20 protein-coding genes, 1 tRNA gene and 1 other RNA gene are annotated in these 24,434 nt (G+C 38.3%); 8 read left to right on the forward strand and 14 right to left on the reverse strand.

Annotated elements, in window-relative coordinates:
- The first annotated feature begins 301 nt into the window (after window positions 1-301).
- The 3 genes from IPM47_17045 to IPM47_17055 all read left to right on the forward strand — a co-directional run bounded on the left by IPM47_17045 (window position 302) and on the right by IPM47_17055 (window position 4,794).
- The gene (locus IPM47_17045) at window positions 302-2,224 is read left to right on the forward strand and encodes an ABC transporter substrate-binding protein (GenBank protein QQS28537.1); all 1,923 of its coding nucleotides are present in this window, start codon (window positions 302-304) and stop codon (window positions 2,222-2,224) included.
- 104 nt (window positions 2,225-2,328) lie between these two features.
- Window positions 2,329-3,654, forward strand: a complete 1,326-nt coding sequence (locus IPM47_17050) for an ABC transporter permease subunit (protein ID QQS28538.1) — start codon at window positions 2,329-2,331, stop codon at window positions 3,652-3,654.
- 36 nt (window positions 3,655-3,690) lie between these two features.
- Window positions 3,691-4,794 carry an ABC transporter permease subunit gene (locus tag IPM47_17055; GenBank protein QQS28539.1) on the forward strand — a complete coding sequence of 368 codons (1,104 nt, stop codon included), beginning with the start codon at window positions 3,691-3,693 and terminating at the stop codon, window positions 4,792-4,794.
- 177 nt (window positions 4,795-4,971) lie between these two features.
- Here the strand turns inward: IPM47_17055 and IPM47_17060 are convergent, their stop codons facing one another.
- Window positions 4,972-6,162: a class I SAM-dependent rRNA methyltransferase gene (locus IPM47_17060; protein ID QQS28540.1), complete on the reverse strand. Its 1,191-nt coding sequence runs from the start codon at window positions 6,160-6,162 to the stop codon at window positions 4,972-4,974.
- Between the two features lie 250 nt (window positions 6,163-6,412).
- On the opposite strand from IPM47_17060, the gene IPM47_17065 reads away from it, so the two are divergent.
- Both IPM47_17065 and IPM47_17070 read left to right on the forward strand, forming a co-directional pair.
- Window positions 6,413-7,078 (forward strand): CoA transferase subunit B, encoded by a 666-nt coding sequence (locus IPM47_17065; protein ID QQS28541.1) that lies wholly within the window; start codon window positions 6,413-6,415, stop codon window positions 7,076-7,078.
- Window positions 7,079-7,116: 38 nt separating this feature from the next.
- On the forward strand, window positions 7,117-7,896 hold the full coding sequence (locus IPM47_17070; GenBank protein QQS28542.1) for a hypothetical protein: 780 nt from the start codon (window positions 7,117-7,119) through the stop codon (window positions 7,894-7,896).
- Window positions 7,897-7,905: 9 nt separating this feature from the next.
- Here IPM47_17070 and IPM47_17075 read toward each other — a convergent pair whose 3' ends face one another.
- From IPM47_17075 to ffs, 4 genes are all read right to left on the reverse strand, one after another.
- Complete coding sequence (locus IPM47_17075; GenBank protein ID QQS28543.1) at window positions 7,906-8,454, reverse strand: DUF1697 domain-containing protein; 549 nt, start codon at window positions 8,452-8,454, stop codon at window positions 7,906-7,908.
- Window positions 8,455-8,475: 21 nt separating this feature from the next.
- Window positions 8,476-9,765 carry an aminopeptidase P N-terminal domain-containing protein gene (locus tag IPM47_17080; GenBank protein ID QQS28544.1) on the reverse strand — a complete coding sequence of 430 codons (1,290 nt, stop codon included), beginning with the start codon at window positions 9,763-9,765 and terminating at the stop codon, window positions 8,476-8,478.
- Between the two features lie 405 nt (window positions 9,766-10,170).
- Complete coding sequence (locus tag IPM47_17085; protein ID QQS28545.1) at window positions 10,171-11,088, reverse strand: YihY/virulence factor BrkB family protein; 918 nt, start codon at window positions 11,086-11,088, stop codon at window positions 10,171-10,173.
- Window positions 11,089-11,362: 274 nt separating this feature from the next.
- An RNA gene (ffs, locus tag IPM47_17090) (signal recognition particle sRNA small type) lies at window positions 11,363-11,462 on the reverse strand.
- Between the two features lie 125 nt (window positions 11,463-11,587).
- On the opposite strand from ffs, the gene IPM47_17095 reads away from it, so the two are divergent.
- Window positions 11,588-13,222 (forward strand): acyl-CoA carboxylase subunit beta, encoded by a 1,635-nt coding sequence (locus IPM47_17095; protein QQS28546.1) that lies wholly within the window; start codon window positions 11,588-11,590, stop codon window positions 13,220-13,222.
- A gap of 128 nt (window positions 13,223-13,350) precedes the next feature.
- On the forward strand, window positions 13,351-14,874 hold the full coding sequence (locus IPM47_17100) for a hypothetical protein (GenBank protein ID QQS28547.1): 1,524 nt from the start codon (window positions 13,351-13,353) through the stop codon (window positions 14,872-14,874).
- A 48-nt stretch (window positions 14,875-14,922) separates the two neighbouring features.
- Here IPM47_17100 and IPM47_17105 read toward each other — a convergent pair whose 3' ends face one another.
- The 7 genes from IPM47_17105 to IPM47_17135 form a co-directional block, all read right to left on the reverse strand.
- Window positions 14,923-16,692, reverse strand: coding sequence for a long-chain fatty acid--CoA ligase (locus tag IPM47_17105; protein ID QQS28548.1), 1,770 nt, complete (start codon window positions 16,690-16,692; stop codon window positions 14,923-14,925).
- Window positions 16,693-16,859: 167 nt separating this feature from the next.
- Window positions 16,860-17,333 (reverse strand): biopolymer transporter ExbD, encoded by a 474-nt coding sequence (locus tag IPM47_17110; protein ID QQS28549.1) that lies wholly within the window; start codon window positions 17,331-17,333, stop codon window positions 16,860-16,862.
- Window positions 17,334-17,378: 45 nt separating this feature from the next.
- Window positions 17,379-17,942: a biopolymer transporter ExbD gene (locus IPM47_17115; protein ID QQS28550.1), complete on the reverse strand. Its 564-nt coding sequence runs from the start codon at window positions 17,940-17,942 to the stop codon at window positions 17,379-17,381.
- A gap of 9 nt (window positions 17,943-17,951) precedes the next feature.
- Window positions 17,952-18,302 carry a hypothetical protein gene (locus IPM47_17120; protein QQS28551.1) on the reverse strand — a complete coding sequence of 117 codons (351 nt, stop codon included), beginning with the start codon at window positions 18,300-18,302 and terminating at the stop codon, window positions 17,952-17,954.
- Window positions 18,303-18,371: 69 nt separating this feature from the next.
- Window positions 18,372-19,145, reverse strand: a complete 774-nt coding sequence (locus tag IPM47_17125; GenBank protein ID QQS28552.1) for a MotA/TolQ/ExbB proton channel family protein — start codon at window positions 19,143-19,145, stop codon at window positions 18,372-18,374.
- 91 nt (window positions 19,146-19,236) lie between these two features.
- Window positions 19,237-19,324 (reverse strand) — tRNA-Ser (locus IPM47_17130).
- 278 nt (window positions 19,325-19,602) lie between these two features.
- Complete coding sequence (locus IPM47_17135) at window positions 19,603-20,409, reverse strand: TatD family hydrolase (GenBank protein QQS28553.1); 807 nt, start codon at window positions 20,407-20,409, stop codon at window positions 19,603-19,605.
- A 235-nt stretch (window positions 20,410-20,644) separates the two neighbouring features.
- Here IPM47_17135 and IPM47_17140 point away from each other — a divergent pair, with 235 nt between their 5' ends.
- Complete coding sequence (locus IPM47_17140) at window positions 20,645-21,481, forward strand: PrsW family intramembrane metalloprotease (protein QQS28554.1); 837 nt, start codon at window positions 20,645-20,647, stop codon at window positions 21,479-21,481.
- A 359-nt stretch (window positions 21,482-21,840) separates the two neighbouring features.
- Here the strand turns inward: IPM47_17140 and IPM47_17145 are convergent, their stop codons facing one another.
- Window positions 21,841-23,451 (reverse strand): tetratricopeptide repeat protein, encoded by a 1,611-nt coding sequence (locus IPM47_17145; protein QQS28555.1) that lies wholly within the window; start codon window positions 23,449-23,451, stop codon window positions 21,841-21,843.
- On the reverse strand, window positions 23,439-24,092 hold the full coding sequence (locus IPM47_17150; GenBank protein QQS28556.1) for a glycosyltransferase family 39 protein: 654 nt from the start codon (window positions 24,090-24,092) through the stop codon (window positions 23,439-23,441). Before IPM47_17150 ends, IPM47_17145 begins: the two co-directional genes overlap by 13 nt.
- Window positions 24,093-24,434 lie beyond the last annotated feature (342 nt).

Genomic DNA, 24,434 nt, shown 5'->3' on the forward strand with positions numbered 1-24,434 from the left:
TTATTGGTAGCAAAGGCTTTGCGAAATTCTCCGCTATTAAGTGTTAGCACTCCTAGTTTTTCAAGAAAATATTTAAAAGCAACTAATTTCTGTCTTGTAAGTTAACAATGGGAATTCATTGCTACTCGGAATTATTTAGAAATTGATTAGTCCGGTTTTTGGCAAATCAAAAAAGGCCGGTTTAGTTTAGTTATGATTCTGTAAAAATTGTTTTGAAACAAACAAATCTAATTATCTTTACCCCGCATGTACGACTATTTTACAATTTAACTATTATCAATCTTACAACTGCAAATACAACATGAAAAAGCACATGCCAGTATTGGCGACCCTGTTTTTATCTTTTCTTTTTTTTGTAGTTAGCTGCAAATCTGACGGAAGTGGGGAGCAAAAGCTTACCGTTACAGATGAAGCTAAAGTTCAGGACGGTGAAGGTGCGGATCCAAATGTTCCTGCTGAACAAGGAGGAAAAGGATTTTCTGAAATTGCCGATTCTTTAGGGTTTGTTACCAATAAAGAATACAAATCTCCCGGAAGTCCTAACGCCAAAAAAGGGGGGACATTTTCAATGTCCACACAAGAATATCCGGCAACCTTCTGTGATGTCGGTGAAAATGCCAATTTTCAGATTGTCTCTTTTATTAACGGTCTGATTTTTGAACCCTTGTTAGGTTTTGACCCCGAAACTTTAGATTATTCTCCGGGTTTGGCAACTCACTGGAACATATCTGAAGACAAAACCACCTATCGTTTCAGAATAGACCCCAATGCAAGATGGAGTGACGGCACACCGGTTACTTCAGCAGACGTTATTGCTACTTATAAACTTCTGGTTGATGAGGGTTTAAAAGACCCGTTTACCAATAATTTGTACAAGGACACTTATGAAGAACCTGTTGCAGAAAGCAAATATATTGTCAGTGTAAAATGCAAAAAAGAAAACTGGCGAAGTTTCTTATATTTCGCAGTTTCAACTAAAATCTATCCCGCATCACATCTTTCAAAAACAAATGGAGCGGGCTATCTTACCAAATACCAATATGATTTCATGCCGGGCACAGGCCCTTATGAGTTAGATAAAACTGCTACCCGCCAAGGCGAGCGTTTAACCTTAAAACGCAGAAACAACTATTGGGCAGAAAATTATGAAACCGCCAAAGGTCTTTACAATTTTGATGCCATCACTTTTGTAGTTGTAAGAACAGACGAATTAATGAAAGACAAACTTTTAGCCGGTGAGGTAGATTGGTATATAGTTCCTCGTGCTCAATGGTGGGCCGAAGAACTGACCGAAGCCAAACAACCCGACATTGCCAGAGGCGTAATTGCCCGTCAAAAAATTTACAATCATAATCCAAAAGGCACTTCCGGCTTTGCCCTTAACACGGCAAGACCTCCTTTTGATGATATCAAAGTAAGGGAAGCTATGAGTTTGTTATTTAATTTTGATGAACTCAATGATAAATTATTCTTTGGGGAATACGTGCGAATTAATTCCTATTATTACGGAACTCCTTATTCAAATCCGAATAATCCAATGCCGGAGTATAATGTGAATAAAGCCATGGATTTGCTGAAACAGGCAGGCTATACTAAAAAACCCGGTGAAAAATGGCTTACCAAAAACGGAAAACCATTTACTTTGGAATTGATGTCAGATAAATCAACTGAGCGAATTTTTGTGCCATATCAGCAATCTTTGATGAACGCAGGAATTGACTTAAAATTTAATAATGTTGACCCCAACGAACGATTTAAAAAAGTACAGGGTAAAGACTATACCATAGCCTTTCAAAATTATACCGGATTGTTTTTCCCAAATCCTGAAAGCAGTATGCACTCACGATATGCCAAAATTCCGGATAATACCAATATTACAGGAATTTCAGACCCACGTATAGATGAGCTTTGTGTGATGTATGATAAAAGTTATGACACAAAAGAGCGCATCAAATTTGTTCAGGAAATTGATGGTATTGCCGTCGCTAAAAAACATTGGGTGTGGGGTTGGACTTCACCTGCAACATTACGCATACTTTACTGGAACAAATTCGGGATGCCTGAAAGTGGTTTGACCTATGCAAACGATTTCAGCGATGTTTTCGCACTATGGTGGGAAGAACCCGAATTGGCCAAACAGATAGAACAGGCTAAAAAAGACAAGAAAATAACCATGAAAAAAGCACCGGCTGAAATAGATTTCTGGAAAACAAAACAACAGTAACCTTTCAGCACATCCTAAAAAAATACCCTGTTGATTATTTATTCAAACAGGGTATTTCTTTTCCTTTTATTGCTTCAAATTTTTGATTAAAACAAAAAATACCCATGTTCAAATACATACTAAAGCGTTTGCTGCTAATGTTTCCCACTTTTTTCGGGGCAACGTTTTTGGTTTTTGCAATTTTGAATTTAGTACCGGGAGGTCCTTTGGAAAGGGCAATTATGCAAATGGAAGCTCGAGCATCAGAAGGTGGCGGAGGTGGTCAGATAGTTCAAAAAAACAAACTTACCCCTGAAGTCATCGAGCAACTTCGCAGACAATATGGGTTAGATAAACCTTTTTTGATGAGGTATTTTTTGTGGCTTGGTTTTTATCCGCGCGAAACGAAAAGTGAAATCAAAGCAGACGGTGATTGTTTCCGGGAAGATATTCGCTATGTTAAAAAAGACGGAAAAACTTATGCGATTCAAAGATGGATAAAAATTGAAAAACAGGGTGAAAACCTGGTCATGTTTAAAAGTGGGGTGGGTTCTGATTTTAAATTTTCTGATGAGTATGCTGAATTACCCAACTGCAGCGCTATTACTTCCTGGATGCCTGCAACCGAATGGAAGATAAAAGAAACCAAAGAAAATGGATCCGTAAGGATAGTTCAAACCGCTTTCAGCGGCATTTTTACCGGAGATTTCGGACGTTCTTATATTTTTAACCGCCCTGTACTGGAACTAATCAGCGAACGACTTTACATTTCCGCTTATTTTGGAATTATCGGTTTTTTACTGGCCTATTTAGTTTGTATTCCTTTGGGAATTTTAAAAGCTGTAAGACATAATACCCCTTTTGATTTTGGAACCAGCGCTTTGATTTTTGCGGGTTATGCAACACCGGGATATGCCTTGGGGGTTTTATTGCTTTCATTTTTTGCAAGCGGGAGATATTTTAGCTGGTTCCCATTAGGAGGATTCAGATCTCCTGACTGGGATCAACTCAGTACCTTCGGCAAAATACTGGATCAACTTCATCATACCGCTTTGCCTGTTATTTGTTACATGATTGGGGCTTTTGCTACATTGACCCTTTTAATGAAAAATTCTTTGCTGGAAAACCTAAGCCAGGATTATGTCCGAACGGCTTTTGCAAAAGGATTAGATGAAAAAAAGGTGATTTTTAAACATGCCGTAAGGAATTCGCTTATTCCGATTGCTACCGGGCTGGGACATGTTATAGGAATTTTTCTTGCCGGTTCTTACCTGATTGAATTGGTATTTAATATTGATGGCATTGGCCTTCTTTCCTTTAAATCCGTAGTCAACGTGGATTATCCTGTTTTTCTTGGATTTTTAGTAATCAGCATTGTCATCCTGTTGGTTGGAAATTTATTATCCGATTTGCTTTATGTGCTCATTGACCCTCGAATTAAATTCGATTAGTACCTTTGAACAACCCAAAAAGTATCTTTAGTTAATATGTGGTGGAGAAAAAAGACAGACAAAGCATCCGGTTCTGAATCGGTCATGCAAAAAAGGGTTCGAAATTTTAAAAAAATCAAGCGCGCCTATTATTCATTGATGGCTTTGGGAGTGCTTTATGTAATTTCCTTTTTCAATCCTTTGTTAATCAACAATCAGGCTTTAGTGGTCAAATATAATGGTTCCTACTATTTCCCTGCTTTCAGCAACTGGATTGAACCGATCAGCCCTAAACCCCGATATTATTCGGGCACTGAATTTGGTGAAGAAACCAATAGTCCGCCTTCATTTAGAAAATTAAAAGAAAAATTTAAAACCGAAGCCAAAGGCAATTGGGTGATGATGCCGCTTTATCCTTTTGGTCCGTTAGAAACTCCATTAGACGAATTGACTACGAATCCGCCAACTGCACCTGATAACATTCATTATTTGGGAACAGATTCTCAAGGCAGAGATATTTTAGCCCGTGTGGCTTATGGATTTCAAATTTCAATTTCATTTGCCTTAATGGTTACTTTTCTTTCTTATATACTTGGCGTACTGATAGGTGGAACTTTAGGTTTTTATGGTGGAAGTATAGACATTTTCGGACTTAGGCTGATTGAGATATTCAGTTTGATTCCTTTTTTGTTTATGATGATTATTCTTGTAAAATTTCTTGAGCCTTCCTTTATGCTTTTAGTAGTGATGTTGGTCATCTTTGGAGGGTGGATTGGGATTACCTATTATGTAAGGGGAGAGTTTTTGCGTGAAAAAAACAGGGACTATGTATCTGCCGCTACTGCGATGGGACAAAGTGATTTTAAAATTATGTTCAAGCATATTTTACCAAATGCCTTTACTGCAGTAATTACATTTGCTCCTTTTTCTATCATTGGCAATATTTCTGCCCTCGTTTCTCTCGATTTTCTTGGGTTTGGGCTTCCTGTTCCTACTCCAAGTTGGGGAGAATTAATTCAACAAGGCTCTCAAAATATAGAAAAACCCTGGTTGATAGTAACTCCTTTGGTAATCATTTTCTTAACCCTGACTACCGTTACCTTTATCGGAGAAGGAGTTCGACAAGCTTTTGACCCAAGAGAGTATCAACGGTTGCGGTAAAATTGAAACCAAACGATGTTCGCTATTTTCAGACTTAACAGGAGGTTTTGGTCTTTTTGTTCATCAGAACAAATCTTTAACTGAAAATCTCTTACCGGTAAAAATCTTTGGGTTGTAAGAAAATCCAAAATTCCCGAATTTACTTAGATATTTTACGTCTTTGGTCAATTCTCTAAATCAATCCACCATCATACAAACTCCTTTCAAATATTCTCCTTCGGGGTGATATATATTTACCGGATGATCGGGAGCAGATGAAAGCCTTTTAATGACCCTTACTTTTCTTCCTGACTCAATGGCTGCTGCTCTGATAGTATCGAAAAACAGCGGAGGGTCAATGACAGCAGAACAGGAAAAAGTCATCAACAATCCTCCTTTTTCTATGATATTTAATGCCCGGGCATTTAATCGTTTATACCCTTGCACAGCCTGATGTTTTGTTTTAATAGATTTGGCAAACGCAGGCGGGTCTAAAATAATGAGGTTGTAAGATTGTTCAGCTTGTTGTAAAAAGGGCATAACATCGGCAACGTAAGATTGATGAGTTCCTCTAAAAGCTGTATTTAAGGCGATGTTTTTTTCTGTCCAATCAATGGCTTTTGCTGAAGAATCGACAGAGTGAACTAATTTCGCGCCGGCACGCAAAGCATACACCGAAAATCCCCCCGAATAGCAAAAAGCATTCAATACTGTTTTGTTATTCGCCCATTCTGCTAACTGTAAACGATTTTCGCGCTGATCCAAAAAGAAACCTGTTTTTTGCCCATTTACCCAATCTACCCAAAAATTGCATCCATTTTCAGAGATTACCTCCCCTGTTCGATTTTCACCCCATATAAAACCATTTGCCTCTTTTATGTTATTCGCAGACGGCATTGTTTCTCCACTTTTATTGTAAACCGACTTTAACTCGTCTCCCAATACCAGTTGTAATGCCTTTGTAATATCTGCAAGACAACGGAAAATGCCGGTATTATGTGCCTGAATAACTACTGTTCCATTGTAAAAATCTGCAATCAACCCCGGAACCCCATCCCCTTCAGCGTTTATTAACCGATATGCATTTGTTTTATCCCGATTGCAGATACTAAAATATTGGCGAAGATGAAAAGCATCTCTGATTTTGTTCACCCAAAATTCAAGATCTATGGTTGTTTGGCGGAAACTTAACACTCTTGCAGAGATACTTCCCGAAATCTGATAAAGCGCAGTAGCAAGATATTGCCCTTTAGAGTTGTATAGCTCTACAATATCACCATCTGTTGGACTGCCTTCTTTTTTTTGAACCGCACCTGAAAAAATCCAGGGGTGTTGCCTTTCGAGTGAAGCCGTTTTATTAGCATGTAAAATCAGTCGGGGATATTCCATTTAACTTTTTAAGCGGGGTTGTCAGATCTTGCGGTAAAAGTAAGATTTCTTTATCACTCCTTGTAAATATAACCTAAATTTAGGTGCTGCTATTTTTGGACTGAAGGTTTCTTGTTAAAAAATTGACCTTAATTTTATTATAGTTTTTCAAATAATTTGCGTTTGCAGAAAAAACTGATACTTAGGAAAAACAAGATTATCAAACTTGTTTTACCGATTTCCCTTATCTTAGCGCAAAAGAAACTGACTTATGGCGTTAGATAAATTTGGTATAGCTAAGAGAATTGCCCGTGAATTAAAAGACGGATACTATGTCAATTTAGGTATCGGCATTCCAACATTAGTGGCAAATTATATTCCCGAAGGAATTACGGTGATTTTGCAATCTGAAAATGGCATGTTGGGAATGGGACCTTTCCCAACCGAAGAAGAGGTAGATGCTGACTTAATCAATGCCGGCAAACAAACCGTTACTACCTTGCCCGGAAGCAGTTTTTTTGATTCTGCCACAAGTTTTGCCATGATTCGGGGAGGTCATGTAGATTTAACCGTCTTAGGTGCGATGGAAGTTTCCGAAAACGGAGATATTGCCAACTGGAAAATTCCCGGCAAAATGGTTAAAGGCATGGGAGGCGCAATGGATTTGGTAGCAGGAGCTGAAAATATCATAGTCGCCATGATGCATACCAGTAAAAACGGAGAAAGCAAATTGTTGCCTGAATGTACCCTGCCAATTACAGGCATTGGTTGTGTTAAACGAATTGTCAGCGATCTGGGAGTATTTGATGTGCTTCCAAAAGGCGGAGGGTTAAAACTTATTGAACGTGCACCCGGAGTTTCGGTGGAAGAAATCCGTTCAAAAACTGCAGGTAAACTTATCGCTGCTGATGATGCCCCTGAAATGGTCCTGGATTAAACGTTTTCTGTGGTGATGGATTTGCCAAAGAATTACTAATGTTGCCTAATTCAGATACGAACCCGAATTACTCCGGAACCGCACATGGTACTGTTTTAAATGTGTTATGGGTTTTCTATATCCTGTTATTTTCTGAGCAGGTTTTACAGCTTTCACATCTTGCTGTTTCAGAAAATCAGCCTGCCTATGGTTTAGCCATAATCCTGTTTCTAACAATGGTTGCAGAAACAATAGCCTTGCCTAAGAAACTGCGAAATACTTATGTAAAGCTCAATCAGTTAATTCCTGACGGCGTACCTCAGGATAACAGTACATTGCCATTCCTTTTTTGGATTTTGCATACACTTGTTTCTTTAGTAATCGTGTTATTTGCTTTAAATATGTGTGGTCTTGATTTGCAAAACGACAAATACATGTACATCTATCTGCCACTTATTTTTGGTGTCGTCATCAAAGAATTAGTGTTGTTGTTTTATTTTTTTGATTTTACCAACCCAAAACAAAAGGATAAACTACCTAAAATCAACCGGTTTGCCGATTTACTATATGATTTAATATTGTTTGTGTTTTCATGTCTTGCTTATACGGTTACCTGGCAAAACATTGCTTACAATATGGCAGGAAAATCTGAAACAAACTCTGTTTTGTTACTGGTTAATTTGTTTGCTTCCTCTGTTATTTTTCTGATGTTCTATCTCCCTCTCCGGACTCCCTATATTTTGGAATCAATATATAGCCCAAAACTACAGCCAAGAGTATGGTTTTTGGTTACTTTGTTTCTGACTGTTGCGGCAATGTGGTATGAAATGTTCCTTTAATTTTGTGTTTTATCGCTGCATCATTTCCATCAACTTGTTGGCCGTTCTCCAGTTACGGGTGGTCGCGACTGTTTTTAACTGCTTTTCAAACAACAGATTGGTCAATTTTGTATTTCCATATCCATTTGCACAATACACATAAACAGCTCTCCCGATGTGCTGAAACTCTTCGGGTGGAAAATTAATTTCCTTCAATCTAACTTTTTTTTCTTGATCCGGCACCTCAGCCAATAAAGTTAAATATACCTTTTCAGGGGGTATAATTTCAGGTTGATTGTAAGGATTGTTCAAAAGAATATCCTGCCATTCCAAAGATGAAAACACAAGAACTGATACCTCAAACTGATACCGTTCTTTGATTGCTTGTTCTATTTGTACAGAAATTGTTTCAGGGTTGGATGTTGGAGAAGGGAGAAAAACCACATTCCCGCTCTGAATATAAGTAGATACCTGTGTATGGCCTAAAGATTTAAACAGCTCTGTGAGATCTGCCATTTTAATTATCTTGTAACCGGTAACATTTATGCCTCTTAACAGCGCTAAACAAACTTGATTCATAAAATGGGGCAACTCTTTGATTTACCTGTTCATCAGTTCCATGATTTCCATAGGGTCAATCGGAATGTTTTCCATCAAATCTACCGGCGAGCCGTTGGTTACCAAAATATCATTTTCAAGACGGATTCCCAAATTTTCTTCCGGAATATATATTCCCGGTTCACAAGTCAGAACCATTCCGGCCCGCAAAGGAAGGTAACGATTACCTACATCATGAACATCTATTCCCAAAAAATGAGAGGTTCCGTGCATAAAGTATTTTTTATACAAAGGGCGATCCGGATGTTGAGCGGCAACTGCTTTGGCATCGAGCAAGCCCAATTGAATCAATTCAGATTCCATAAATCTGCCCACTTCTTTGTGATATTCTTCGATTAATGTGGAAGGACGCAATAACTCCTTTGCAAATTTAAGGGTGCGCAAAACTGCGTTGTAAACCGCCAACTGACGAGGGCTGAATCTGCCATTGACGGGAATAGTCCGAGTTAAATCGGCAGCATAATTTGCAAAATCTGCGCCAAAGTCCATCAATAAAACATCCCCGTCCTGACAAACCTGATTGTTGACATTGTAATGAAGAATGCAGGAGTTTTTACCTGAAGCTATGATAGAAGGATAGGCAGGACCGGAAGCGCGGTTTATCAGATATTCATGTTGTATTTCGGCTTCAATTTCATATTCATAGACACCGGGTTTTACAAAACCAAGTACGCGGCGAAAAGCACTGCCGGTAATATCAACAGCTTTGCGCATCAAATCAATTTCAATATTCGATTTTTCTGCCCGCAAATAGTGCATCACCGGAGCAGCACGTTCATAGTTATGCAAAGGGAAAGATTCACGCATACTCCTTGCAAACCTCATTTCCTTGTCCGGAACACTGTTGTGCATCCTCGAATGTTCGTTCAGGTTCAGATAACAGTTTTGTGCCTGATACATTAAAGGTGCAAGCATATTTTCAAAAGATTCTTCCCAATAAATATTTTCAATACCCGAGGTGTTCTGGGCTTCCTCCATCGTAAATTTATGGCCTTCCCAAACCGCAATGATTTCGTTGGTACGACGAATAAATAATATTTCACGGTTATTTTCTAACGGATGGTCCGGAAATAAAACCAATATCGTTTTTTCCTGATCTATTCCGGTCAGGTAAAACAAATCTGCATTTTGTCTGAAAGTATGATGGCTGTCGGCACTGCGTGGCATTTCATCATTAGAAACAAAAATAGCAATAGAATTAGGTTTTAACATTTTAGCTAACCGGCGGCGGTTTTGAACGAAAAGTTCAGAAGAAACGGGCAAGTACTTCATATTGAAAATGTTTTGGCAAAACTAAGTATTCTTGAGTTATTGACAGAAAAAATTAAGTTAAATTTGAAGAAAAGCATTCAGAAACCGGAATAGGAATTCTAATGTTTTTGTGGTTATACTTTGCCTTATGGCAGATGTTTTAAAGGGTTGGTAATTCCTGTTGTCAGGTCATAAAGAATGATGTTGACAGCTTCAGAAAGAGAGTATTCAAAAGCAGCAAAGTTATTTTGTCAGGCTATTTGGTTTACCGTAAAAGGTAGAAGATGGTTTCGATTTTACTACCCGATGTCTGGCAGTTAGACCTTTAAGGTTTTCAAAACAGGTCTCGAAATTAGAACGCAGCCTCATCTGTAAAGGCTTTTCAGTTTACCAAAATTGTCGAAGCCGGTTCCGGTTATATAAAGCTTAATCAGTAATGCTGTCTGAGGATTGGCTCAGTACGGCATATTTGGTGGGATTGATTGTTTTACCGTGATATAAATATAAGGCTTTGGTAAACTCAGCTCCGAGGAATAAAATAATTGAAATGTAATATATCCATAACAGCAAAAGCACAACCGAACCTGCTACTCCATAAGCGCTTGTTATCATTACGGCTTTGCTGAGATACAACCCTATCAGATAACGCCCTAAACCAAATAAAATGGCAGTAAAAATTGCTCCGCCCCATACATCTTTCCATTTGAGCTGAACATCGGGGATATATTTAAATGAAAATGCAAAGAGCAAAACAGCAGAACCATAAGAAACAGTCAGGTTGATTAGCTGCAAAATATAGATGGAAGAGTCGGTAAGATAGAGTTGAAGATATTCACTGAAAATATTTAGTAAAATTCCGTAGATAAGCCCTAAAACAATAAACACGACAATGATCAGGATGATTAACAAGGCGACAGCCTGATCTTTCAGAAATTTTTTAATGATGTTTCTGGTTCCCGGTTTGGGTTTCACTCTCCAGATAAAATTAAAAACCCATTGCAGGTGAACCCATACTCCGGTTGCACTAAAATAGGTGGTTATGATCCCAATCAAAGTGATTCCAATTCCTGACTGAAATTGAAAAGCGCTGACCGATATTCCATGAATGATTGCAGCAGCCTGTTTGCCCACAAACAAGGTTAGGTTTTGGTTAATTTGATCTTCTAATTTGCTTGCCCCCAAAAAATTTCCCAACATCAAAAGGATCATCATTAAAATAGGAGGCAACGATAACACAGTATAAAAAGACAATCCCGCACCTAAAGCAGTTACCCGGTCTTTGAAAAACTCGTTAAAGGTATCATAAAGAACTGCATAGCTTTTTGATAAGATGTTTTTCACCATGAATCTGCTTGATGAGTAAGGGCATAAAATTAAGATTTACCGACCGAAAGTAAGAACTCCAAACAATGATAATGTAAAAATTTACTCATCAGCGGTTAATTTAACCAGATGATTAAACTCAACTAATCAGAACGAAATCGCAATACACTACTTCCAGTTTGCAGGAACTGTCAAATTCAGAACAAAGATTCGTTGAATTAAGAAAAACAATACCCGCAATAATCAAAACATGATTTGCGAAAAAAGGAGATGGAATTGAGGGGATATAAAATAAAAGTGGCGAGCACCCTATATCACACCGCTACGACCTACCTACCCTTGCTGCCTTCCGGCCCTGGGGGATTCAGAGGGAGCTGATTGTACAGGACTCGCCGGTGCAAAGATACATCAAATTTTGGTGAAAAGAAAAAATACACAATAAATAATTACGACTACTAAGTTTCTCTGATTTGGTTGTATTTTCGGGCATTGAATAAAAACACCGGTAATATAAAAAGAGATGACACAAAACTTAGAATTTAACCGCAACGAAGACTGGTTAAAACTATCAACCTCAACCATGCGGAAATATCTGCAAAAAATATATTTGGGAGGTGGTAAGAATGCTATTGATAAACTGCACGCTTCGGGAAAATTGAGTGCGCGTGAACGTATTGACCTGTTGATTGACGAAGGCAGCAGTTTTTTAGAAATTGGGGCATTTGTAGGATTTGACATGTATGAAGAATATGGAGGATGTCCGGCAGGAGGCGTTGTTACAGGGTTGGGGTATGTCTGTAGAAGGCTTTGTATGATTGTTGCCAACGATGCTACGGTTAAATCAGGCGCATGGTTTCCTATTACCGCTAAAAAGAATTTGAGGGCACAGGAAATTTCCATAGAAAACCGTTTGCCAATCATCTATTTAGTGGACAGTGCCGGCGTTTTTTTACCACTTCAGGACGAAGTTTTTCCCGATAAAGAGCATTTTGGGCGCATGTTTAGGAACAATTCGGTCATGTCTGCTATGGGAATCCCTCAAATTGCTGCTATTATGGGGAGTTGTGTTGCCGGTGGAGCTTATTTGCCAATTTTGTCAGACGAAGCTTTGATTGTTGAAAACACAGGTTCAGTTTATTTGGCCGGTTCCTATTTGGTAAAAGCCGCAATTGGTGAAGATGTGGACAGCGAGACCCTCGGAGGAGCGACAACCCACAGCGAAATATCAGGAGTTACGGATTATAAAATGCCGGATGATAAAACCTGCCTGAAAGCTATCCGCGATATCATAAGCAGACATGGACATACCGAAAAAGCAGGATTTGACCGCGTTGAACCCAAACCCCCTACCCTATCTGATCATGAAATTTATGGCATTTATCCAGAAGAAGGCAGGAAGCCGTATGATATGTTAGAAATTATCAAAAGGTTAGTTGATAATTCAGAAATTCAGGAATATAAAGCCGGTTATGGTAAGTCTATTATTTGCGGATATGCGCGGATAGAAGGTTGGGCGGTAGGAATTGTAGCCAATCAGCGAACGATTTTCAGAAGCAAAAAAGGAGAAATGCAATTGGGAGGAGTGATTTATTCAGATTCGGCAGATAAAGCTGCGCGATTTATCATGAATTGCAATCAAAAAAGAATTCCTTTGGTGTTTTTACAAGATGTAACCGGTTTTATGGTAGGAAGTCGCTCCGAACATGGGGGGATTATCAAAGACGGAGCGAAGATGGTTAATGCGGTTTCCAACTCAATCGTACCTAAATTTACCGTTATCATTGGCAATTCTTACGGTGCAGGTAATTATGCCATGTGTGGAAAAGCCTATGATCCAAGGTTGATAGTAGCATGGCCAAGTGCTAAAATTGCCGTAATGGGCGGTGAACAGGCTGCAAAAACTTTGCTGCAAATTCAGGTAGCAAGCAAGAAAAAACAGGGGCTGAAAATCAGTCAGGAGGAAGAAAACAACTTGCTTCAGGAAATTACACAACGGTATAACCGCCAAACAACTCCTTTTTATGCAGCAGCGAGATTGTGGGTGGATGCAATCATTGACCCGCTCGAAACCAGAAAGGTTATTGCAACCGGAATTGAAGCGGCAAATCATGCCCCGATTACAAAACCCTTTGTTACGGGAGTATTGCAAACCTAAACGTTACTTAGCGACTTTTACCTGCCCAAGACCTAATCTTTTATGTTGCAATAGTCTGCAGCAATCTGTGAGCCGGTAAACTTGGAACAATTATTGCAGTTTTTGTTGAATATTCCAACTCCGGCAATATGAAACGACTACTGCTTATACTTTTATTGAGTCAGTCTATTGGCTTATTTGCATTTAGTTTTGCACCTGCAGATAGTTGCACTACTCCGGTTAATTATTTATGTACTCAGCCGGTTGTATTAAACATCATTTGCCCCGATTTTTGCTTGGAAGGCGATTACACCATCGTTTCTGCCCATGCACTTTTCGATTGTAGCATAACCCTTATGGAGACCTGCATCCGGTATATTGCGTTGCCCGGTTTTATTGCTACAGATACGGTCGAAGTAGTCGCCTGTAATGAAACGGTATGTGATACCGCCCTATTGGTCATCCATGTAGTCGGAACCCCTGATTTATGTCTTATAGATCCTCCTCCCCTACCTGAATGTGAATCAAGTCCTTCTTCCTTATGTACAGTTTGGAATCAAAACACTGAAATCTGCCCTGATTTTTGCTTTACAGTTCCGTATGAAATAACGGCCGTTAATTCTGTTCATTCATCCGAAATCATGGTCAATGGACCTTGTTTTTCATACAGCCCATTCACAGAAACTGTCAGTTGGGATGTTTTAACGGTAATTGGTTGTGATTTTTCGGGAAATTGCGATACCCTCGAAATTTATGTTACCCTTGGTGATTGTAATGCACCACCTGTCCCTTCGCCTGAACAAATATGTACTGAAATCTTTACCCCCATTGATCTGTGTTTTGAAATGGAAGCCGGAGAAATATTTAGTGCTTCAGATATTACCACTACCTTTGAATGTAGTATTACTGCTTTTGCACAATCTTGTATTACCTATTATCCACTTCCCGGGTTTAGCGGAGCCGATACCATAAACATTCCTATTTGTCAGATTGATAATCCCGAAAATTGCAGAAATCAGCAGTTTGTTGTGTTTGTAGGCTGTCAGGTTCCCTCGGTAGTTACTGATATTGCTTATATCAGCCCGGATTGGGTAAGTATCAATGGTCAGATTTCATCAGACGAAAACGGATATGACGGCATTGTTTTGTCTCCGTTACAAAATGACAATTTTAACTGCCTTTCTCCACTTAGTCTCAACATAGTAGATTTGCCTCAACATGGCATATTGAACGTTTTACCCGGTTTGTTAATTGAATATATTCCTAATGAAGGGTTCTACGGTACCGAAAACATTTCACTGCAAATTTGCAATCTTTGTGGCCAATGCAGCGGGTCGGAGATGACTGTTTTTATTGCACCTCAAAACCATACCGGAACTACAGGAATTGAACAAACTGTAGGCAATCAAATAGATTTGCCTAAGATTTTGGAAGTAAATTCTTCTTTAAATGATTCTCATTTATCAGTTACAGTTTTGTTGCCGGTTGATGTTACCGCTAACCTGACATTGACTGCAACAAATGGACAAACGGTTGCCGGGGTAAAATTACCTCCATATTCAGTTGAGCAGCGTGAACTTAAATTGCCTGTTTACAAAATTTCATCCGGGCTTTATGTGCTGACACTTGCCACAGCCAATGGGAAGATCTCCAGAAAAATTTGGTTGGACTGAGGACAGTTTGGAGGGCTGTAATCAGACTTCATCTATTTTTCAAATGTCCTAACTATAGATTTCCTCAATTTCGCGGTGATATTGCCGGATAACAGATTCCCGTTTTACTTTTAAAGTCGGGGTTAGCAGTCCGTTTTCAGTTGTAAACGGTTGGCTCAATAAAAGATACTTTTTAATAGGATGCTCATTTGCAAAATTCAGATTGTAATTATCAATCAGCTCGTTGTATTTTTTGATCACTTCCGGTTGTGAAAGCCAATTTGCTATATCGGTCAAATCGGTTTCAATATGATGCGCTTGGCAATAACTCTCCAAAACCCCTAAAGCCGGCACGATTAAAGCAGTGATGAATCTTTTACCGTCTCCAATTATTACAACCTGTTCAATAAAAGCCGACTCCCGCAACCGGTTTTCGATAGGTTGAGGAGCAACGTATTTCCCGCTTGAAACTTTGAATAGCTCTTTTTTCCGACCGGTAATTTTTAAAAACTTGCCGTTTACCCAAGCTCCCAAATCGCCGGTATGAAACCATCCATCGGCGGTAAAGCATTGTTGACTCAATTCGGGTTGTTTGAAATACCCCTGCATGATATTTGGGCCTTTGGCTAATATTTCTCCATCGGAATCTGCAATTCTGATTTCGACACCAGGAATAGGAATTCCGACAGTTCCTAAAAGGCTTCCGCCGGGCTCAAACCGGTTAAACGACAAAACCGGAGAAGTTTCTGTTAATCCATAACCCTCTCTTACCGGTATGCCGGCTGCGGTAAAAATCCGTGCCAAACTCGGTTGAAGTGCTGCTGCACCCAAAACTACACCCTTCACTTTTCCACCTACTGCTTTCTTGAGATTGTTAAAGACAAATAACCGGGCAATATTTAAACGGATGGCGTATTTCCAATCCATCTTGCCATTAAAAGGATATTGCTCGGCTATTAGCAGGGCCCAATCAAAAATCTTTCGTTTGATGCCTTTTACCCTTTCTGCACGTTTTTCGATTTCTTCATACATACGCTCTAAAACCCTGGGAACGGCAGAAAAATAATAAGGACGAACCACTTTTAAATTTTTCTCCACCTGTGTTATCATCGAAAAATGAATCACTGCTCCAACTGCAATATAATTATATACTGCTGTTCGTTCAAACACATGACTTAAGGGCAGGAAACTCAACACCTTGTCCGCATGACTTACCGGAATTATCGGAAGGATTGATTTGATATTGCTGACAATATTATGGTGAGATAACATGACCCCTTTAGGTTCTCCGGTAGTTCCTGAAGTGTAAATGATTGTAGCAATGTCTTGTGGTAAGATACTGAGTTTAATGTTTTCCAGGGTTGACTGGATAGAATCGTTATCGGTCAGCAAGTCTTTCCAATTGGGTGATTCATTTAAATCAGCAAAACAATAAACCTCTTTCAGGTTTGGAAGAGAGGGTTTGATGGTTTGTATTTTGCGGTATAGTTCGCGATTATTTACAAAACACCATTTAATTTGAGCATGGTTAAAAATATACAGACATTCGTCTGCCGATGCAGTGGCATGAACCGGGACAACAATGCCGCCGGCCTGTTGAATTGCAAAATCGGTTAAAATCCATTCCGGGCAGTTAAAGGTAGAAAGTATGGCAACCGTATCGCCTTTTTGCAAACCAAGATTAATTAAGCCACTACTTAGTTGATCGGATAATTCAATACACCTTAGGGTCGAATAGGAAACAATTTTCCCATTATCAACACTACAAATTGCATTGGGTTGCGGGTATTTCAGCAACTGATAGGAAAATAAATCAAACAGACGGGTAAAATCCTTCATCTATATGGAGAACTGCTTTTTACCTACTAAAATACAAATCTATGAAGGCTTTGGGAAAAAAAATAAAATTGGTAAATAAAAAGCCTCAACCTGAACAGATTGAGGCTTGGCATCCTTTTCTTAATCTTTTTAAACCCTAAACTATAATTACTTGAACGTCTTACGGTTTACTTGAGCGCTTCTGTTCGAGGCACTGCCGAGTAATTTAATTTAAGTGCATTAGATTTTCGCAATTCTTGTTTCAGGTCGGTGATAATGCCCATTTTAACATCTTTGTCAACCCTTAGTGAAACAGTCATTTGAGAAGCTAATTTTTCATCTAATTTGGCACGCTCATTCTCTATAAAAAGCCGGATGTCTTTATCGGTTGCAAATGCATCATTTAACTGAATACGGGGTGCTGTACCAAATTTTTCACGGTATTGTTGGTTAGGTGGTCCTATGTAAATATAACTTACCAAAGATTTTTTCTCTAACTTGGTCAATTCCGTAGCTTTTACCGGACGAATCTGAACCATAATTTCAGAATCTCTCATCGTGGTTGACACCATGAAAAAGAAAAGAAGCATAAAAACAATATCCGGAAGAGATGCAGTTGAAAGCGGCGGCAATTCCCTTGTTCCCTTTTTACGTATTGGCATGTTTTACAAATTTTGTGTTGAGTAAAAAAAATGAAACTTTAGGGTTTACTTCTGGTTTTGTGCTGCAGCTTCTGCTGCCCCAAAATTTTCGGGTTCTGCTTCCGAAATTCCTAAAGGGTACGCATCTTTCACTTCCTTTTGCTGCTCTTCATTCAGATCGTTAAGTTTCAGACCGTATTTTGTTCTTGCATAATCATCGCGAAGCTCGTTATATGCTGCTTTCAATTCATTTTGAACTGAAATATACATATTGTAGCTTGTTCCTTTATCGTTTTTGAGCGATACGACTGCTTTTTGAGGGCTAATTGAATACTGATCCTCCACTCCATTGTTATTCACATGTTTTTTGGTCAGGTCTTTCAATTCTGAAATATCAAGAGGTTGACCTTTAACCAAAAGCTGATCTCTTGAATTAACCAAAATATCCAGCACATTTCGACGGTTTACGTCGGTTTGTGGTGGGGGTTCTTCAGTCCATGGGGGAAGCAGGGTAAGCAGCCCTTTATCTACATCCATTGTCGTTGTTACAAGAAAGAAGATGAGCAGCAGAAATGCAATATCGGCCATTGAGCCTGCATTTATTTGGGGGATGGAACGATTATGTCTCATTGTTCTTGACTACTTGAAAAGGTTATAAATTTCGGCAGCTATCAGCGAAACAAAGCCGACTACTAACATGACCACAATAGAGGTAATTCCTGCTCCTACAAATTTAAGAGCTCCGGGAGTAACATAATCATATTTTGATTTAGCCAAAAATCCGGTTTTTTCCGAAGGGGAAATTTGCCAGATAATCAGGAGTACTACTATGAGAATTAAAACTCCGGCAAGTCCTTTGATTGTTCCGGTCGGATCGCTCATCAAGCCTTTAACAACCTGATACAAAGACATCACCACAATAGACAGAAAGCCGAGAAGAGTAAGTCCTATACCTAATGGAAGGAAAAAGTTAACTAAAATATTTTCCATAGTGTTGATTTTGAAGTTTGTAGATGAAAAACACCGGCAGTTAAAACTGCCTTTTAAATTGGATAATAATTAGTTAACAATATTATTTCTTTTCAGCAAGTCAATAAAACTAATAGAAGCCTCTTCCATTTTATTTACAATTCCATCAACTTTTGAAGTAAAGTAATTGAAGAAAATTTGAAGGATGATTGCAACTATCAAACCAAATACAGTGGTTAACAACGCCACTTTGATACCGCCCGCTACCAATCCCGGAGAAATATCGCCTGCAGCTTCGATTGAGTCAAATGCCTGAATCATACCTACAACAGTTCCTAAGAACCCTAACATCGGAGCAAGCGCGATGAACAAAGAAATCCAGGTAAGTCCGCTTTCTAATTTACCCATTTCAACAGACCCTGAAGAAACAATTGATTTTTCAACAATGTCAATTCCTTCGTCTGTTCGCTCTAATCCTTGAAGGAAAAGGCTTGCAACCGGGCCACGGGTTGAACGGCAAATTTCTTTAGCTTTGTCAACATTGCCTTCTTTAAAAGCAGATTCCAACTTCTTAAGCAAAGCACTTGTATTCGTAGTTGATAAATTGAGTACAAGAACACGCTCAATACAAATTGCCAAACCGATGATTAAACAAAACAAAATCGGAGCCATCCATTGCCATCCACCTTCGATGAAGTATTTCTTAAACAACGCCATCCCTTGGGGTTGTTCTTCATCTGAAGAAGAAGATGAAGTAGTTGTCGTAGTAGCTGTAGTGTTGGTATTATCCTGTGCTTGTGTATAGACTACACCTGCAAAAAGAAAAAGTCCACACATTAAGAGTAGCGCAAACAAGTTTTTCATAATGATAGTTTATAGTTTTGTTGTTACTAATTGTTTAAAGTAGAGCAAATTGATTTAAATCTAAAAAAGTTGTCAGCAAGTATTGTTTGTGCGGAGAGAGAGGGATTCGAACCCTCGGTACCCTTTTGGGGTACACACACTTTCCAGGCGTGCGCCTTCGACCACTCGGCCATCTCTCCCCTATATTATTTTTTAAAGAACTGATTGTTTAGGATTTAAGAAACATAAACTCAAGGCTTTCTGAAATCGGGGGTTAAATTAGGTAATAATGCTGATAAAAATAAAAACATTATGCAGTTAAAATTATTTTATCCCTAAAAAGCTGTTAAAACTGTCGAATTGCATGTTTACATGCCTTAAACATATTGGGGGCAAAAATTGAAAAGATTTTCAAATAATCAAAGAAATTAACACCGCTTCGCTATAAAAATTTGTTGATGGCCTGATTTTTTACCAATTAACGGTCAAGTTGAAACAACCGGATTGCATTTTGAGTGGTAATATGAGCGACTTCTTCAAGGCTGACTTTTTTAATTTCGGCCATTTTTTGAGCAATATTAAGAATATATGCGCTTTCGTTTCGTTTTTCGTTGCGGTATTTTGAGGAACGATATGGTTCTGGAGCCAAATACGGCGAATCTGTTTCGAGCACAAAATGTGACAAATCTAAAGTTTCGATAACCTCAATAAGAGTTGTTTTTTTGTAGGTAACGACTCCCCCAATACCCATATAGAAGTTATCTAATTGTGAAACTTGTAATGCTTCTTCTACCGTACCACTAAAACAATGAAATACTCCGGACAGATTCCCGGTAGCATGATGTTGTTGAATAACTTTGAGTGTCTCGGTAAACGAATTTCTGCAATGAAGAACAACCGGCAGGTTTAATTCTTTTGCCCAGTTGATTTGTCTTTCTAAAGCTACAAACTGTTGTTCGCGAAAAGTCAGATCCCAATAAAAGTCAAGCCCAATTTCACCAACTGCATAAAATTTTCTACCCGAATTTTTTAACTCGTTTTCTGCTGTTTGCAATTCCTCCTCAAAGTTTTCTTTCACCGAACAAGGGTGCAAGCCCATCATCGGGAAGCAATTCTTTGGATAGTTGTCAACAAGGCTGTAAAGTGCTTTTATAGTCTCGCCATCAACATTGGGCAGAAAAATCCTCGATACCCCGTTCGAAAGTGCTCGTTTCATCACTTCATCCCTGTCATGGTCAAAATGTTCAAGGTATAGATGAGCATGTGTATCTGTAAGAACTTTCATATAATTATCTGATTCTGACCTGATGTAGAAAGAAATCGTCTTTTTGTTTCAAAAAGGGGGTAAAATTAGCCTTTTTAATGAAGACCTGCAGAACAAAATGTAATAATCCATCCAAATCACCTTGTTTTCTAATGAATGAAGTTGAAATTTAGTATAAAACTTTATATTGTCGCAAATTTAAAAAACAGCAATGTTAGAGCTTTTTGAAACTCCAATTATCTAAATCTCTTGTCTTATGATATTACTATTTTTGGCTTTATTACCTGCCGCTGTCATTATTTGGTATATTTACAATAAGGATAAATACGAAAAAGAACCGACCAAACTTTTGCTTTGGAGTTTTTTTCTGGGCATCATGAGTATTTTTCCTGCTCTGATTGGCAGTTTTATAGGAACATCAGTAGGCATTCAAGTCTCTGAAAATATCTTCAATACGTTTGCTTATGCCTTTATTGCTGTTGCTTTATCAGAAGAATTTGCCAAATTTATTTTCCTGCGCTATATCCTGTTTAACCGCAAGGAATTTAACGAACCTTTCGATGGCATCATTTATGGAGTTATGATAGGAATGGGGTTTGCTGCATTTGAAAACATCCTCTATGTGGCAGACGGCGGAATGAGCGTAGCATTAATCCGAATGTTTACCGCAGTTCCTGCTCATGCTGCTTTTGGAGTTATCATGGGATATTATATAGGACTGGCAAAGTTTAATCCCGAAAACAGAAATAAACTGGTGTTGTCGGGTTTGTTATGGGCAGTTTTGGCTCACGGAGCTTATGATTTCTTTATTATGCAAAAGAATTACCCCGCACTCAGTATCGTTACCATTATTGTATTGGTTTTTGCAATTCGTTTTTCAAAACGTGCTATTGCTATTCATCAGAAAGCATCCCCTTTCCATCCGGATAATATTGTTGAGGAAAATTTAAGTGTTCCCGATTTAAATTCACTCGAAATGTCTTCTGATTTTTTTGCAGACACTGAAATAGACCCCAATTTACCCCCTGAAAATAATAACCCTAATTCAGACATTGATCAAAACAAACCTGATGATGGGAAATGGGGTGTTTGATTGTTGATGGTCGAACATTTTTGAATCTGCAGGATAAGTTGGCAATCGGCTTCTTATAAAAATGCTAATAATTTCCATGGACTAAAGCTCCACGGTTCGGCCCTTTACAGAAGTTGGAACTTTTGGGGTTATCTATACCCCATACATCAAACCCTATTATCCTATAAAAAGTTATGGTTTTGCTAATGGCACTTATATTTGCCCTTTGAGGAAGCAAACACATTGTGCTAAGATTATTGTAAAATCTGTGTAATTTCCATTACGACTTGTTCTGTTTTAAATCAACCGCCTTTAATATTCAAGGCAATGCCTTGTTTTGATGAGTCTGTCCTTATTAATATAAAATTTTTAATTTCCGGTTAATTTTTAATTGCCTCTGCCCTTTCTTGGTAAAATTTCATTTGAGATGAATCTCCCATTTGTTCATAAGATTTGGCAAGCGTGAGCAAAGCAGTTTTATCATTGGGGTTAATGGCAATTGCTTTTTCTGCCGCTGTTATTGCCCTTTTATAATCGGATTGGAGCGAATAAAAATGGGCAGAAAGTGTATAGAAATGGGATTTGTCCTGGTATAATTCTGCCCCTTTGATTAGAATACTGTGTGCTTTGTAATCATCTTTTGTATGAAAATAGCACCAGGCAAGATAGCGATATGCTTCAGGGTAATATTCTTCGAGCGTAAGGGCATTTTCAAAATACGGGATTGCTTCCTTATATTTCTCTTGCCGGTAAAAAAAATGTCCGAACCCGAAATGTGCCGCAGGCTCGTCTTTCAATAAATCTATGGTTTCTTCTAAAACAGATTGTGCTTTGTCCGGCACCCCTAAGTCTTGATATGCGGCTGCCAAATCTAACCGGGCAGACAGAAATTTTGGGTAAATTTCTATAGCACGAAGTTGTGCCGCTTCAAATTTTTTAAAAAAACTAAATGCTTGCTCTTTGTTTCGGGCAGAATGGAGTTTGTTTAGCCAAACCTTTCCATAGTAAACATGAGCCATTGCATTATCGGGCATGTTTTGGATGTCGGAAGTAAAAAGGGTTTCATTGTCTTTCCAAACTGTGTTTCTTGAAAAGGTTTTTACTCCGTAAAACAACATCAACCCTCCAAAAATTAACCAAAAAGCGTAATTGTTCACACGATTGGATTCTTCGGGGTTAAAATACTTTTGAGTAGCAAATCCCAAAACATAGACCAATGCAATACAAAATCCAATGGAGGGCATCAATAAAAATCGTTCGGCTAATGTGTCTGGGAGAATGTTGTAAAGTTGTGCGTATATTTTCAGTATATAATTGCCAAACAAAGGAATCTGAAGCGTTTCGGGCAGGAAAATAGTGATATGTGTATAAACGGAAATAGAAATAAAATAGAAAAGAATAGCAAAGGATAAAATTTTTCGTTTCCTTAAACCTGCAAAAGCATAAAAGAGCAAACTAAGATGAAGAAGAATGGAAACCCAAACGCGAAAATCGGTAAAATCTGTCAACGGAAGTTGGTTATACCCGTAATGATATACTAGAGTTACAGGCAATACCATCAATTGCACGTATTTACCCATGATTAAAGCAATAGTTGACACTTTTTGGCTATTTCCGGTAGCACCAACCAATACATTGTTCAAAGGTTCAACCAACCTGTTTGGTTGTGGTGGAGGCGGAGGAAGTGTTGTCACTTGTTCCTCTTTCAATAATTCTTTTTCCTCTTGATTATCAGAATTGGTTTGCACTAACATGGAGTACAGTACAACTGCTAAAAACAAAACAACCGTTAAAGGAAGTAATTTTTTAAAAGTAGTTTTGGCTTTTTTAACTGACCATATCAGATAACCGGTCAACAGTAATAATATATTGAATAAGGCTAAAACTTTAAACTGCAAACTTAAGGACAGTGCCAGGATAGCCAGAATTAAAATGGATACTGTGGTAAAAACAAGTCTGTTTGTTTTCCATTGAAAACTTACCCAAACCATTGGTTTTGGTTGTATATAAATGGCAATAACGGGGCAATAAACAATAACAATATGCCATTTTCTTTACATAGAAAAGAAAGGGTAAAAGCAAATAATGCTCCTGCGATATATCGCCAATGAAAGGTAGAAACTGCTTTTACAATACAGATTAACATACACAATCCAAAAAACAGCATCAGCAGTTCATCACGGCTTTTAATATTGGCAACGGACTCAGAATGAACAGGCATTACAGTATATAGTAAGACCGTATAAAAAGAAAGCCAAGGGAATTTGGCTCCAAAAAGCAAATGCAACAAAAAAAACAGCGCAACACAAACACAAGCATAGATAAGTACATTGAAAAAATGGGCAACATGCGGATTGTTCCCAAATACAGCAACCTCTAAAGCAAAAGACGATTGTACAACCGGACGATAAATTTGACGTTCGGGCAGATAAACTTTCTGTGTAAAAATCTCAGGCAATGCCTTCCAACCTTTTTGAGTATGTTGGTTGTTGACAATGACAGCATAGTCATCCCATGCATAATTATGGCCTATTGTGTTGGAGAACAGTAAAAAAGCAACACAAAAAATCAGGGCTGCCTTTCCCGAAATTTCGCCAAAAAAATCTTTGAAAAAGTGGAATGTATTTGGCATTTATCTGTATAATTCGCGTTCCGGAAACATGCAGTTCAATTAATAAATTGTTTACAGCTTTGGTTTATAACAGGCAGCAAGATAGGCAGATTAACATTAGTGCGGACTTTTGAACCATAAATTTTCCTGCTCAAACAATTGGTTTTTCTTACTTAATGTTTTGATTTGTTTAAACCGTCAGCTTGTTTTATTGGAAAAATAAATTTACCTCCCTTTCAAAGCTGCTGATTAAGTTTGTTTTCTTCTGTATGTGGTAAATTAGCTATCAAAACTCTACATTTACACCAATTTTTATTTAGTTCGTTTTCATGCACTCAAAATAAACCAAAAACATGCAGTGTT

It is taken from the genome of Sphingobacteriales bacterium (assembly GCA_016700115.1).
Lineage (GTDB): Bacteria > Bacteroidota > Bacteroidia > Chitinophagales > UBA2359 > UBA2359.

What these genes read in the sequence shown, in the direction of transcription:
- IPM47_17050 (QQS28538.1), top strand. Translation starts at nt 2,329, where the DNA reads ATGTTCAAATACATACTAAAGCGTTTGCTGCTAATGTTTCCCACTTTT.
- IPM47_17075 (QQS28543.1), bottom strand. Translation starts at nt 8,454, where the DNA reads ATGAATCAAGTTTGTTTAGCGCTGTTAAGAGGCATAAATGTTACCGGT.
- IPM47_17100 (QQS28547.1), top strand. Translation starts at nt 13,351, where the DNA reads ATGAAACGACTACTGCTTATACTTTTATTGAGTCAGTCTATTGGCTTA.
- IPM47_17110 (QQS28549.1), bottom strand. Translation starts at nt 17,333, where the DNA reads ATGCCAATACGTAAAAAGGGAACAAGGGAATTGCCGCCGCTTTCAACT.
- IPM47_17150 (QQS28556.1), bottom strand. Translation starts at nt 24,092, where the DNA reads ATGCCAAATACATTCCACTTTTTCAAAGATTTTTTTGGCGAAATTTCG.
- IPM47_17105 (QQS28548.1), bottom strand. Translation starts at nt 16,692, where the DNA reads ATGAAGGATTTTACCCGTCTGTTTGATTTATTTTCCTATCAGTTGCTG.
- IPM47_17135 (QQS28553.1), bottom strand. Translation starts at nt 20,409, where the DNA reads ATGAAAGTTCTTACAGATACACATGCTCATCTATACCTTGAACATTTT.
- IPM47_17095 (QQS28546.1), top strand. Translation starts at nt 11,588, where the DNA reads ATGACACAAAACTTAGAATTTAACCGCAACGAAGACTGGTTAAAACTA.
- IPM47_17125 (QQS28552.1), bottom strand. Translation starts at nt 19,145, where the DNA reads ATGAAAAACTTGTTTGCGCTACTCTTAATGTGTGGACTTTTTCTTTTT.
- IPM47_17065 (QQS28541.1), top strand. Translation starts at nt 6,413, where the DNA reads ATGGCGTTAGATAAATTTGGTATAGCTAAGAGAATTGCCCGTGAATTA.
- IPM47_17145 (QQS28555.1), bottom strand. Translation starts at nt 23,451, where the DNA reads ATGGTTTGGGTAAGTTTTCAATGGAAAACAAACAGACTTGTTTTTACC.
- IPM47_17115 (QQS28550.1), bottom strand. Translation starts at nt 17,942, where the DNA reads ATGAGACATAATCGTTCCATCCCCCAAATAAATGCAGGCTCAATGGCC.
- IPM47_17060 (QQS28540.1), bottom strand. Translation starts at nt 6,162, where the DNA reads ATGGAATATCCCCGACTGATTTTACATGCTAATAAAACGGCTTCACTC.
- IPM47_17080 (QQS28544.1), bottom strand. Translation starts at nt 9,765, where the DNA reads ATGAAGTACTTGCCCGTTTCTTCTGAACTTTTCGTTCAAAACCGCCGC.
- IPM47_17120 (QQS28551.1), bottom strand. Translation starts at nt 18,302, where the DNA reads ATGGAAAATATTTTAGTTAACTTTTTCCTTCCATTAGGTATAGGACTT.
- IPM47_17140 (QQS28554.1), top strand. Translation starts at nt 20,645, where the DNA reads ATGATATTACTATTTTTGGCTTTATTACCTGCCGCTGTCATTATTTGG.
- IPM47_17055 (QQS28539.1), top strand. Translation starts at nt 3,691, where the DNA reads ATGTGGTGGAGAAAAAAGACAGACAAAGCATCCGGTTCTGAATCGGTC.
- IPM47_17070 (QQS28542.1), top strand. Translation starts at nt 7,117, where the DNA reads ATGTTGCCTAATTCAGATACGAACCCGAATTACTCCGGAACCGCACAT.
- IPM47_17045 (QQS28537.1), top strand. Translation starts at nt 302, where the DNA reads ATGAAAAAGCACATGCCAGTATTGGCGACCCTGTTTTTATCTTTTCTT.
- IPM47_17085 (QQS28545.1), bottom strand. Translation starts at nt 11,088, where the DNA reads ATGGTGAAAAACATCTTATCAAAAAGCTATGCAGTTCTTTATGATACC.